This window comes from Neobacillus sp. MER 74 (assembly GCF_023714155.1).
In genome coordinates, this window is sequence record NZ_JAMAUV010000004.1 from 256701 (window position 1) to 269341 (window position 12641).

The window sequence follows — 12641 nt, forward strand, 5'->3', positions numbered from 1 at the left end:
ATATTGATTTATTAATAAACGATAAAGTTATCCGCGTCTTCCGCCTCTACCGCCACGTTTTGTTTCTGTGCTTCGTTTTAAGGTAGATAAATTCTCTTCACTAGACTTTAAAAACTTCGCAATTTTATCTTCGAAATTTTCCTTAGGTTTAAAATTACTCTTTGCACGGAAATCTTTAAAACGGTTATCTACTCTTCCCTGGCGTGGTGGACGTTGGGAATAAGATGAGGTTTGTCCTTCGGGCTTATCTATAGCTTTTTTGATGGACAAGGCAGTCTTTCCGTCCTTCTCACTAATTACTTTGACTTCAATTTGGTCGCCAACTTTTAAATGGTCATTTACGTCTTTTACATAGCTGTCAGCTACCTCACTGATATGAACTAACCCTGTTGTACCACCAGGCAATTCTACGAATGCCCCAAAACTAGTGATGCCTGTTACTTTACCTTGTACCTTTGTACCTACCTCGATTGACATAAAAAAATGTTCCTCCTCAATAATGTTACAACCACCTCATTATAACAAAAAGATAGGGATAATATCAATTCTTTCATTGGGTGCCTGACACCTTTTTTTAAAACACCTCTCTTATTTAAAGTTTATAGATAGGCAATATGGAAAAGATTATAATGATTTCCATTTTTAGTTATTTGCTATTTTGGAATAGGAAAGGAGTGACGTGACATTGTCAGGTCCTAGTTTAAGAAAAAAAGATGCGCATTCGTCCATTCATGAAGCCGCACTAAACGAAGCAATCGAGTTACGAACATTATTTCAAAAATGCCTGGAAGATGGTGACAAGGAAAAGGCATTACAAGTAATAGAAGTTACGATTGAACATTGGGAATCTCGCACATTGAAACATGCCGAGGCGGAAGAGGAAGGGCTTTATAAAGATATTGTTGAAGCAAATCCAGATATGTTGACCACTGTAATCCAATTAACTCGAGATCATGACCTCATGCGGAGGATTGTAGACAATCTGAAAAATCTATTACAGTCAGATGAACCAAATCAACGGATGATTACATTATTAGATAGTCTGGTCATTATAGATCAAATCCATAATGACGATGAAATGAATAAACTTCTGGTTGAGGGAGAAAAATAAGCTTGGAAACTTTGGGTAATACAGGAAATGAGGGTGAAAATGAGCAAAAGACCAGAATTAGAGGAAAAGTTATTACGTTTTGCCGCACCAGCGTTGTACCAGCAAATGGCCGACACATTTTCGGATTATCATATCCATCCTTATGAGATTCATGGTACGGTCAAAAGAAATGAATCTGGGTTCGAAGTCACTTTACGGTTTTCACAATCATTTTCACAGACAATGACAACACAAGTTACCTTGGAACAAGTGAGGGTCCCTGATGCTGACGTAGTTCAATTTTTTGCAGAGGCTGCCGAGAAATGTAAATCATTGTTAATCTCAAATTATTACAAAATGATTAAACTGTAGAGGGAGCTGACTAAATCATTGTTTTCCTTTGAAAATGATCCAATGCTAATCGACGATCGAGAGGATTTAATTGCTGTACTAAGGATGCGCTTTGGGGTTTTAAATGGTGAATTGATTCAGGAAATCTATGAAATTGAAGATATGAATACATTGCAGCGGCTTATACTTGCTGCAGCAAATGCACCTAGTTGGGAGATTTTTCTAGAGGAGTTTGAAAGCGGGAGTAACTCGTTTCGATTGTTGGGTGAAGAATTTAACCCATTGGCTGATATCCTGACAAGAAGGGGCGACAACGATGCAATCTAAAAAAAATAATCTGTTCCATTCTCTTAAACACTTAGTACGGGGAGAACGGATCAATGATGGCTGGACCGAAGAAAATCCCCGTCCACGGGATTGGGAAGAGGTTTACCGACGGCGCTGGCAGCATGATAAAATTGTCCGTTCGACCCATGGCGTCAACTGTACAGGATCTTGCAGTTGGAAAATTCATGTGAAGGACGGCATTATCGCTTGGGAAACCCAGCAAACTGATTACCCGTCAACAGGCGATGATTTTCCTGAATATGAACCAAGAGGCTGTCCGCGTGGTGCCAGTTTTTCCTGGTATACATATAGTCCCACTCGTGTGAAATACCCGTATGTGCGCGGGGATTTATTTGCTTTGTGGAAGGATGAACTGACGAGGGCAAGTAACCCTGTTGAAGCCTGGGAAAATATTGTCACAGACCCGAAGAAACGGGAACAGTACGTAAAGGCCCGTGGTAAAGGCGGTTTTGTTAGAGGTACATGGAAAGAAGTATGTCAACTCATTGCTGCATCGACTATCTATACAATTAAAAAATATGGACCAGACCGTATTGTTGGTTTTAGTCCCATCCCTGCGATGTCCATGGTTAGTTATTCTGGTGGAACAAGATTTCTATCATTAATTGGCGGAACAATTTTAAGTTTTTATGATTGGTATGCCGATCTTCCTCCAGCTTCACCACAAGTATGGGGGGACCAGACAGATGTTCCCGAGAGCGGTGATTGGTATAACACGAAATATTTCATCATTTGGGGTACAAATATACCGCAAACGAGAACTCCTGATGCCCATTTTATGGTGGAATCCCGCTATAACGGGACAAAAGTAGTAGGCGTTAGTCCAGATTATGCAGAATATGAAAAATTTGCAGATATGTGGCTGCCTGCCAAGGCGGGGACGGATGGAGCCCTTGCCATGGCCATGACCCATGTTATTTTAAAGGAATTTTATGTGGATAAACAAACACCGTATTTTATTGATTATGCTAAAAAATATACGGATTTGCCCTATCTTGTCCTTTTAACAAAAAAGGATGGCGGATATCGCTCCGATCGTTTTCTTCGGGCCTCTGATATTTCACAGGGGGATAAATTAGCAGAATGGAAAACTGTTGTTTGGGATGGTAATCTTAAAAACTATGCAATCCCTAATGGCAGTCAAGGTTTTCGCTGGGATGAGGGTAACAAGTGGAATTTAGATATGACAGCAGAAGATGGTTCGGAAATAGATCCGAAGCTTAGTTTTTTTGATGAAAAAGATGATGTTGCGCTGGTCGAATTCCCTTATTTTGCAAAAGTAGAGGGTGGAACGAACAAACGTGGAGTTCCTGTGAAGAGGATAAAAGACCAGGATGGAAATGAATTGCTTGTTACGACCGTCTATGATCTCATGCTGGCTCATGTGGGGGTCAACAGAGGGTTGGAAGGAAATTATCCAGCAGATTATAACGATGAAAACAATCCTTATACACCTGCTTGGCAGGAGAGTATTACCGGTGTTAACAAATCCCATGTCATCCAGGTTGCTAGAGAATTTGCGGATAACGCAGCTCGTACCAATGGGAAATCCATGATTGCCATGGGTGGTGGAACGAATCACTGGTTCCATAGTGATCAAATTTACCGGTCAATTCTGAATCTCGTTTTGTTAACAGGTTCACAAGGAGTAAATGGCGGCGGCTGGGCCCATTATGTGGGACAAGAGAAGGTCCGTCCTTTAGAAGGTTTTGGGCAGATTGCGTTTGCGAATGATTGGGTGAAATCTCCACGCTTTATGAACGGGACATCCTTCTTTTATTTTGCAACGGAGCAATTTCGCTATGAATACGATGCGAACGATTCCCAAACTGATTGGGGAAGCGAATATGCAAAAATGCATCCAGCCGACTTTAATGCGATGTCAGCACGCCTAGGCTGGCTGCCAAGCTTTCCACAGCTTTCGCAAAATTCATTGGAAGTAGTGAAGGAAGCGAGGTCACGCACCGTTAACGATTTGGCTTTGATTGACGATGTAGCGAAACAGTTAAAAGAAGGAAGACTTGATTTTGCGATTGAAAATCCAAATGACCCGCGTAATTTTCCGCGTGTATTTTTTAACTGGCGCTCGAATTTACTGGGTGACAGCGGAAAGGGTCACGAATACTTTGTTAAACATTTAATTGGCTCGAAGGATTCCGTCCTTTCTGAGGTTGAAAACTCGTGGCAGCCAAAGGATGTCAATATTACTGAGGATCCGCCCGAAGGTAAGACCGACCTGTTTATAAGTATGGATTTTCGCATGACCAGTTCAGGCCTGTTCTCCGATATCATTTTGCCTGCCGCAACATGGTATGAAAAACATGATATCAGCAGTACGGACCTGCATCCATTTGTTCACCCATTTAATGCGGCGATTAACCCGCCATGGGATACTCGTAGTGATTGGGATGCATTCAGAGAAATTGCCAAGGAATTTTCCGAACTTGCGAAGGAACATCTTCCCGCACAAGAGGACCTTATTATGTCACCGCTTGCGCATGATACGATTAATGAAATTGCCCAGCCATTCGGAAAGGTGAAGGACTGGCGCAAAGGTGAAGTTGATGCAATTCCAGGCAAAACCATGCCTAACTTTACGATTTTAAAACGAGATTATCCTCATGTTTATGATATGTGGATTACTGTTGGACCCAATATTAAAAACGGCTATGGAACAAAAGGTGTGCGGATACCAGGTGATAAAGTATATAAAGAATTAATGGACCGACTTGGACCATCTAAGCATGAAGGGATAGGAAAAGGCTATCCGGATTTATACACGGACAAGAAGGCGATCAATGCGATTCTCTTAATGTCAGGTGCCACAAATGGGAAACGTGCAGTTGAAGGCTGGAAATCCATGGAAGCAAAAACAGGTAAAAAGCTGGCTCATATTTCAGAAGGCCGTGAGGAAGAGGACTATACGTTAGATGCATTAACCATCCAGCCTCGTCAGGCCATATCGACCCCTGTTTGGAGCGGTCTTGAGAATGATAACCGCCGTTATTCGCCGTTCACAGTCAATAAGGAATACCATATTCCGTGGCATACACTAACAGGACGACAAAGTTTTTACCTTGACCATGAAGTCATGCTTGATTATGGCGAGGGACTTCCATTGTATATCCCGCCTATTTCTAAAGGACCATTTATTAAAGGTGAAAAGGAAGTCGAGAATCAAGGGAAATCTATTACTCTTCGTTATATGACTCCACACCAAAAATGGGGCATTCATACCATGTTCACTGATACGACCCATATGATTCAACTGTTCCGCGGTTGGCAGGTGGTTTGGATGAATGAAGAGGATGGCGCGGAAATTGGCATAAAGGATAACGATTGGATTGAACTATATAATCGAAATGGCGTCGTTGTTGCGAGAGCCGTATTAACATACCGGATGCCGCGCGGTGCAGTCTATATGCACCATGCACAGGATCGAACGATGGGTGTTCCGGGAAATACGATTAATAAAACGCGTGGCGGGACACATAACAGTGTCACGAGGATATACCCGAAAGCGACTCATATGATTGGCGGATATTCACAACTGAGTTATGGGTTTAATTATTATGGACCAACAGGCAGTCAGCGAGATACATTGACGATTGTCCGACCATTAAAGGAGGTCGATTGGCTTGAAAATTAAAGCACAAGTGGCAATGGTCATGCACCTTGATAAATGTATTGGCTGTCATACTTGTTCTGTTACGTGTAAGAATGTCTGGACCAACCGTCCTGGAATGGAGTACGTCTGGTATAACAATGTGGAAACGCGTCCAGGACCAGGGTATCCAAAGGAATGGGAAAACACCGATCGTTACAAGGGCGGCTGGGTCCTGCGAAATGGCAAATTACATTTAAGAGCAGGCGGACCGATCTCGAAACTAGCCAATATTTTTTACAATCCCAATATGGCAGAAATAGATGACTTTTACGAGCCATGGACCTATGATTTTCAACATTTGCATAAAAGTCCAAAGAAAGAAAATTTACCTGTGGCCCGGCCGAAGTCAATGATCACAGGACAGTATATGGATAAACCTGAATGGGGACCAAACTGGGATGATGACCTCGCAGGCGGTAAGGAAGTAGTACCAATGGACCCCAATGTCCAAAAACTTCAGGAACACATTGCAATGGAATATGAGAAAACGTTCATGATGTATTTGCCGCGAATTTGTGAGCATTGCCTTAATCCTTCCTGTGTGGCATCGTGTCCTTCCGGCGCATTGTACAAACGGGATGAAGACGGAATTGTCCTGGTCGATCAGGATGCCTGCCGGGGCTGGCGTTTTTGTATGAATGGCTGCCCCTACCATAAGGTGTATTACAATTGGAATACCCATAAAGCCGAGAAATGTAATTTTTGCTATCCAAGGACTGAAGCAGGTCTTCCAACGATTTGCTCGGAAACCTGTGTGGGCCGGATCCGCTATATCGGAGTGGTTTTATATGATGCTGACAGAGTCAAGGAAGCGGCTTCAGTCAAAGATCCAAAGGAATTATATGAGGCTCAGCTTTCCGTCTTCTTAGATCCATTTGACCCAGAGGTAATTGCCGACGCGGAAAAACAGGGAATCAATCATAGCTGGATCCAAAGTGCACAGGCATCTCCGGTTTATAAGATGGCAATGAAGTGGAAGATAGCGCTGCCGCTTCACCCTGAATATCGGACATTACCAATGGTTTGGTATGTTCCGCCGCTCAGCCCAATCATGAATCATATTACCAATGAAAGTGAGTTAAGCGCGGATGGTTATATCCCTGCAGTGGATCAAATGCGAATTCCGATGGAGTATTTAGCGTCGATATTAACAGCCGATGATACCGATGTGATTCGCAGAGTATTGTTGAAGATGGCAGCAATGCGGGTATATATGCGTGCAAAAACAGTTGGCGGTGTAGATAAATTGAAAGTGAACAAGCTTTTAGAAGAAGCAAAAACAACGGGTGAGGAACTTGAAGAAATGGCTCGTTTACTTGCAGTTGCCAAATATAACGAACGATTTGTCATTCCAACGGGCCGACGTGAAATGGATGGGGATTTACATTATAAGCAGGGTTCATGCAGCATCGAAGACCTGGCTCCAGCCGAAGGAATGGTCACCTATCCATTTGAAAGAAGTGAGAGTCAATGACAAATGATGATTCGGCTATTTTAGTCATCATGTCGAGAATATTAGATTACCCTAATGATGAATTTTTTAAAGAACGGTCAATTATTGAGGAATTTGTAAAAGCACATATTTCTTCGGAGGAAATTCGAAACGAAATTGAAGCGAGGATTTTTACTCTTTTCAAGATGGAACAAAAGGAGCTGCAAGAACTATATGTAGAAACATTTGATTATAAGGAAAAAACCAGCCTCTATTTAACCGCTCATGAACTGGGAGACAGCCGGAAGCGGGGCGCTGCCTTAATTAAATTGCAAAAACTCATTTGTGAAGGCGGCTTTGAATATGAAGGTAAGGAATTGGCTGATTATATTCCCATGCTGTTAGAGTTAGTGGCCGCAGCACCGGAGCATGAGAACTTTAACAGACTTTCGCAGCGCCTATCCTTTGCTATCCAGCGGCTATTAAACAACCTCTCGGACAGCAATCCCTATTACAAAGCCATTGATCTTTTGATGATGTTTGTATTTGAGGTGCCTGGAAAAGAGGAACTCATATTGTTGGAAAATGAACGAGAGGAAGCTGATTTGGATGAACTTCCTTATCCCGTTATGTATCGTTAGTAATTGAATGGATAGGCAGGTTTTAAAAGGGGGGATTTCTTTTGAAACCCAGGATTAGGCGGGTAATTCAGTTGCTTCTAAGTTAGTCTACGAAGGAGGTTGGAAATGGAATTCAGTTTTTGGTGGACGATTTTTCCATATATATGCGGTGCAATTCTCATCGTTGGGACATTCTATCGCTTTATTTTTCGAGGGAAAAGCTGGTATGCCCCTTCAACAGAGATTTTTGAAAAAAAATGGCTGCGAATCGGTTCAGTCCTTTTCCATTATGGGATTATTTTTGCCTTTATTGGGCATATAATGGGTGTCTTAATTCCAATTGGGTTCTATCAAGCCATAGGAGTTAATGACCATCTCTATCATTTTGGTGCCATTGCAGGCGGTGGGGTTGCAGGACTTATGGTTGTCATCGGCTTAGTGGTCATGATTATTCGAAAGTTTTCTTTTCCAAAGGTACGTGTTCATACGACATTTGGAGATTATTTCACGATAGTGCTATTACTCATCATCGCGGCCATAGGTACCTATATGACACTCATTTATAGTTACACCGTGGTAGCCTACGAGTATCGATTAACGATTGGCCCATGGTTTCGGAGTTTATTCACCTTTCAGCCGCTCTCAGAGCTTATGCTGGGGATTCCTACCATATTCAAGGTCCATGTAATTTTATCATTCATACTGTTCGCATCCATACCGTTTACACAACTCGTCCATATGTTTAGTTTTCCGGTACGCTATCCAACTCGTGCTCCGCAGCAATACCGATCACGCGAAGGGTACGATAAAAGCTAATATGGTGCCTGACACCAAAAGAATCGTATGAAAAAACAGCCTTTGGGCTGTTTTTTGTGCGACCGGCAAGACGCTGCATTATCTTTCCACTAAAGCATTTAAGTTCGAAAATTCGCAAAATAAATATTAATGAAAGCGTATGCTATAATGAGGGAAAAACAACAGCAAGGGGTAATCGCTATGTTGAAAGACATTTTTATGGGCTTATCACAAAATCAATTTTTAAATAGTACAGCTAAAAAATATGGCTTAAAACTAGGGGCACAAAGTGTCGTAGCCGGTACCAATATACCTGAAGTAATCCAAAGTATTAAAGAATTGAATGCACATGGCATTTCATGTACAGTTGATAACTTAGGAGAATTTGTTTTTAAAGAAGAAGAGGCGACTCAAGCAAAAGAACAAATACTTAACGTCATCGATGCGATTCATGAGCATAAAGTGGATGCACATATCTCCTTAAAACCAACGCAAGTAGGATTAGATATTGATTATCAATTTTGTTTAAATAATGTAAGAGAAATCGTTGATAAAGCAAATCAATTTGATATTTTTGTCAATATTGATATGGAGGACTTCAAACACCTTGAACCAACCTTTAATTTATTGGACGACCTATCGTTAGAGTATAATAATGTCGGGACTGTAATTCAATCCTATTTTCACAATGCACAAGAATACCTTGAAAGATATCAAAATTTCCGTATTCGTCTTGTAAAAGGTGCTTATAAAGAATCAGCAGAAATCGCCTATCAAGATAAGAAAGATATTGATGCCAACTTTATTAAGATTGTCGAATGGCATTTGTTACATGGGAAATTCACTTCGATTGCAACACATGATCATCGAATCATCCAGCATGTGAAGGAATTTGTAAAGAAGCACGATATTCCGAATGACAAATTTGAGTTCCAAATGCTTTATGGGTTTAGAAAAGACATGCAGTTGCAACTGGCAAAGGAAGGCTATAACTTCTGTACGTACGTTCCTTTTGGAAATGATTGGTACGGTTATTTCATGAGACGTCTTGCCGAACGGCCTCAAAACTTAAACCTTGTCGCAAAGCAAGTCTTTAACAAAAAAACAAATACTGTGATTGGTGTTGCCGCAGGAGCGTTTTTATTAGGAAGATTGACTAAGGCAGATAAGAAAAAACGTCGCTAATATATTAAAGCGCCTACAAAACTTTATATAAAACCCTAAACCTTCCTTCTAATCGAATGGAAGGTTTTTTTATAGTAGGCCACTCTAAAATCATGCTATTAATGACTGCTTTTTTATATTCTATTTCTCTTTTATTTATTTTTGGATACTTAATATGGTAAATTATGTAGGAAGTAGTATGCTTTATCTATACAAAAAAATCAAAACAGTGAGGTGTAACATGCCGATACAATCAGAATGGCAATATTTAAATGGATCAAACGGAAAGGTACGAGCCTATATTTCTTCCATTGAGCCTGTAAATGAACCACGGCCAACCGTGCTCGTAATCCAAGAAATCTGGGGAGTAGATGCTCACATTCAAAATGTTGTCGAGCGGTTTGCAGCTGCTGGATACGTTGCCATTGCACCAGATTTGTTTGCTGATCAAGGTATTCGATCAGAAGAACTTAGTGAGGAAAGGATTGTTGAAGCGAAAAGCTTTTTACATTCCATTCCACATACATCTTGGTTTAATCCTTCTGAACGTGAGAATGCTATCCTGCAGCAGCCACAAGAAAAACAAGCAACACTGCGCACCACGTTAAATACTCTGTTTGGGAAGTTAGATCCAAGTAAATCTGAGAATTTCATCCGCATTTTAAAAGATTTGGCTGACTATGCACGAAATACACATCCAAAAACAAAAGGAATGCCTGTTACATCTGTTGGCTTCTGTTTAGGTGGCGCTCTTTCCGCAGTTCTAGCAGCACAGAATCCTAACCATGCGGGATCGATCGTATTTTACGGACGCCCACCCCGTCAAAATATTGCTAATATCGATTGTCCAGTTCTCGGATTCTATGGTGGGGAAGACCAGAATATTACAAACTTAATTCCTGATTTCGAAGAAGAAATGAAGAAGCATGAGAAATCATTTGAGGCTATTGTATATCCTTATGCCCAACACGCTTTTTACAATGATACAAATCCTACTTATCATCCAAAGTATGCAAGGGATGCCTTTGCAAGGACGTTGACCTTTTTGAATAGAGTAACAAATACTTAGTCAGACCGATTAATTAAACGCAATTTTTGACAATTTGTCAAAACGTAAAATGCACTGTCCATACCTGGATGGTGCTTTTAATTTCGAATAGATCACTTGATCCAAAGAAAAAAAGGCACCTAGCCTTTGTAGTTTATTTACCACAAAGGTGTCAGGCACCTGGTTTAACTGCGTTATATGAAAAATTGCTGTCATCCCATTGGAAAATTCCTTCTTGGAGTTTAATTGTTGCATCAAAGGGGCGGTCAATCGGCAAATCATCTTCTTGGTGTGTTTCATCAATTATTTTATCATATTGTTGATTCAGGAGTTGCTTCTTTAGACGAAGCATATCTAGTTTTGAAGCAACACGAAGGATTTTATCAAGCGTTAACTTCTTTTCACTAATCCCATGGCAGTTACAAATGCTCGTCTGAAAGCTCTTATTGTACTGAAGCATCATTTGCAAATCATTAATACACGCTACGCCAAATACCTCTTTTATTACGTCCTCATAGCGCAGCTGGGTGCCAGTTGCGAATTTAGTAATATTCTTCTCAGGATTTTCTAAGAAATAAACTGTTTCGATAAAATCTTCCATGAAAACACCCTTTCTGTTTTTCCAAAACGCTCAAGTGAAATATCTGTATCTTTTTTAATTGTACCATATTTTTAGGGGGTTTGCTGATTTAACTCGAAAAATGTAGATATTTGTCGGAAGAAATAGGAAAAAAGATAGGGATGGGTATTTTTTCCTTGTAAAATTATAGATTATTATGTGAATTTTGATATAATAATATAATCATATTTAATCAGGAAAATAATTTAATAGGAGGAAAAATGAAATTTTTAATTAAAATTTTTATTTATATCATGATATTAGCACTAGTTTTTCCGTTAATTAATCCTAGTGATAAAGTACTAGCTGCAACGTGTAAAGGGTTGACGCCTTTATCAGATCCTGTTGCACTTAGAATGGATCAGGGGGAAATGGTGATTTGGGAGAATGTTCATCCCAATCTGCTTTCGGCCAAGATAAGTTATGAAAAATTGTTGAAAGCCAAAGGCTGGAAGATCCAATATAAATCCGTCTATCGTCCCTATCAATATCAAAAGCACTTTTATGAAATTGTAAATGGGGTTTCGTCAAAGTGTATACGGTCGGAACGCAGCAAGCATGAGCTAGGGACAATGGTTGCTAAGCCTAGCACAAAAGCTCCACACCTAAGAGGAATTGCTTTTGATGCCATAATTTTTGATAAAAAAGGAAAGCAGTTAAATGGCTTACACTTCGTAAGTGCATCTCTCAAAAAAATAGCAAAGCAAGCTGGTCTAAAGTTTATTAGTGAAAGCAGGGATGGTGTCCATCATGAACTAATTACTACCACCGTGCCGAAGGTTACTGCGAAGGTTCCATCACCTGTACAAACTACATATCTAGTAAAAGGAAAGATTACATACAAATCGGGACTTGATGTAAAAAACTTCCCATATAATGCGGCACCTAAAATAGGAAAAGTACAATTAAAAGAAAATGTTGAAATTGCCGCAAAATCTGGCGATTGGTATAAAATAAAATATGGGAAAGGGTATGGATGGATAAAGAGCGGAACTAAAAACCTCTCCCTAATTCCTTTTATGCCGATCATATCAAGCCTAAAGATTAAATATAATGTGAATTTATATGACAAACCTACCATTTCGATGAAAAAAACGAGAACAATCGTTCCGCAAACAGTAAAGGTTATGAAAAAAAGCAAAAATGGATGGTACTTAATTCATACGATTTTAGGAGCGAAATGGATTTATATTAATCCGAAACCAGTGAAATACCTCCAAATTAACAAGGAGATAAAACTTTATAGCAAGCCGTCTGTATCCGCGAAGTCAAGCGGAAAAATAACTCCTCGAAAAGTTAAGGTTTTTGTTGATAGAGGAGACGGCTGGTATCAAATTTCTACCAGTTCTGGTCCTAAATGGATTCAAATTACTGCTCGGTAATAGTACTCACCAGTTTTGGTGAGTTTTTTTATTTTTTACAAAACTATGGGACTTATGACTTACCAATATTATCATGTTGTTTATTAATAGATTCATAAAGTATGCTATTATATGAACTTCATACT

12 protein-coding genes are annotated in these 12641 nt (G+C 40.0%); 10 read left to right on the plus strand and 2 right to left on the minus strand.

Going from position 1 to position 12641, the window contains the following annotated elements; translation table 11 throughout:
* Nucleotides 1-27: 27 nt before the first annotated feature.
* Nucleotides 28-477: a S1 domain-containing RNA-binding protein gene (locus M3610_RS09840; protein ID WP_251458851.1), complete on the minus strand. Its 450-nt coding sequence runs from the start codon at nt 475-477 to the stop codon at nt 28-30.
* Between the two features lie 208 nt (nt 478-685).
* Here M3610_RS09840 and M3610_RS09845 point away from each other — a divergent pair, with 208 nt between their 5' ends.
* The 9 genes from M3610_RS09845 (at nt 686) to M3610_RS09885 (ending at nt 10536) form a co-directional block, all read left to right on the plus strand.
* The gene (locus tag M3610_RS09845; RefSeq protein WP_098576175.1) at nt 686-1111 is read left to right on the plus strand and encodes a hemerythrin domain-containing protein; all 426 of its coding nucleotides are present in this window, start codon (nt 686-688) and stop codon (nt 1109-1111) included.
* A gap of 39 nt (nt 1112-1150) precedes the next feature.
* On the plus strand, nt 1151-1462 hold the full coding sequence (locus M3610_RS09850; RefSeq protein WP_251458853.1) for a hypothetical protein: 312 nt from the start codon (nt 1151-1153) through the stop codon (nt 1460-1462).
* An 18-nt stretch (nt 1463-1480) separates the two neighbouring features.
* Nucleotides 1481-1768 carry a hypothetical protein gene (locus M3610_RS09855; protein WP_251458855.1) on the plus strand — a complete coding sequence of 96 codons (288 nt, stop codon included), beginning with the start codon at nt 1481-1483 and terminating at the stop codon, nt 1766-1768.
* Entirely contained in the window at nt 1758-5438 is a 3681-nt protein-coding gene (locus M3610_RS09860; protein ID WP_251458857.1) for a nitrate reductase subunit alpha, read from the plus strand. The genes M3610_RS09855 and M3610_RS09860 overlap by 11 nt, the downstream gene beginning before the upstream one ends.
* Complete coding sequence (narH, locus tag M3610_RS09865; protein ID WP_251458859.1) at nt 5428-6930, plus strand: nitrate reductase subunit beta; 1503 nt, start codon at nt 5428-5430, stop codon at nt 6928-6930. The genes M3610_RS09860 and narH overlap by 11 nt, the downstream gene beginning before the upstream one ends.
* Nucleotides 6927-7529, plus strand: coding sequence for a nitrate reductase molybdenum cofactor assembly chaperone (gene narJ, locus M3610_RS09870; RefSeq protein WP_251458861.1), 603 nt, complete (start codon nt 6927-6929; stop codon nt 7527-7529). Before narH ends, narJ begins: the two co-directional genes overlap by 4 nt.
* Nucleotides 7530-7634: 105 nt before the next feature.
* Nucleotides 7635-8324 carry a respiratory nitrate reductase subunit gamma gene (gene narI / locus M3610_RS09875; protein ID WP_251458863.1) on the plus strand — a complete coding sequence of 230 codons (690 nt, stop codon included), beginning with the start codon at nt 7635-7637 and terminating at the stop codon, nt 8322-8324.
* Between the two features lie 180 nt (nt 8325-8504).
* Nucleotides 8505-9488, plus strand: a complete 984-nt coding sequence (locus M3610_RS09880) for a proline dehydrogenase family protein (RefSeq protein ID WP_251458865.1) — start codon at nt 8505-8507, stop codon at nt 9486-9488.
* Nucleotides 9489-9708: 220 nt separating this feature from the next.
* Complete coding sequence (locus M3610_RS09885) at nt 9709-10536, plus strand: dienelactone hydrolase family protein (protein WP_251458867.1); 828 nt, start codon at nt 9709-9711, stop codon at nt 10534-10536.
* Nucleotides 10537-10687: 151 nt separating this feature from the next.
* On the opposite strand, the gene M3610_RS09890 is transcribed toward M3610_RS09885, so the two are convergent.
* Nucleotides 10688-11116: a hypothetical protein gene (locus tag M3610_RS09890; protein ID WP_098571322.1), complete on the minus strand. Its 429-nt coding sequence runs from the start codon at nt 11114-11116 to the stop codon at nt 10688-10690.
* A gap of 239 nt (nt 11117-11355) precedes the next feature.
* Here M3610_RS09890 and M3610_RS09895 point away from each other — a divergent pair, with 239 nt between their 5' ends.
* On the plus strand, nt 11356-12516 hold the full coding sequence (locus M3610_RS09895; protein ID WP_251458868.1) for an SH3 domain-containing protein: 1161 nt from the start codon (nt 11356-11358) through the stop codon (nt 12514-12516).
* Nucleotides 12517-12641: the final 125 nt, after the last annotated feature.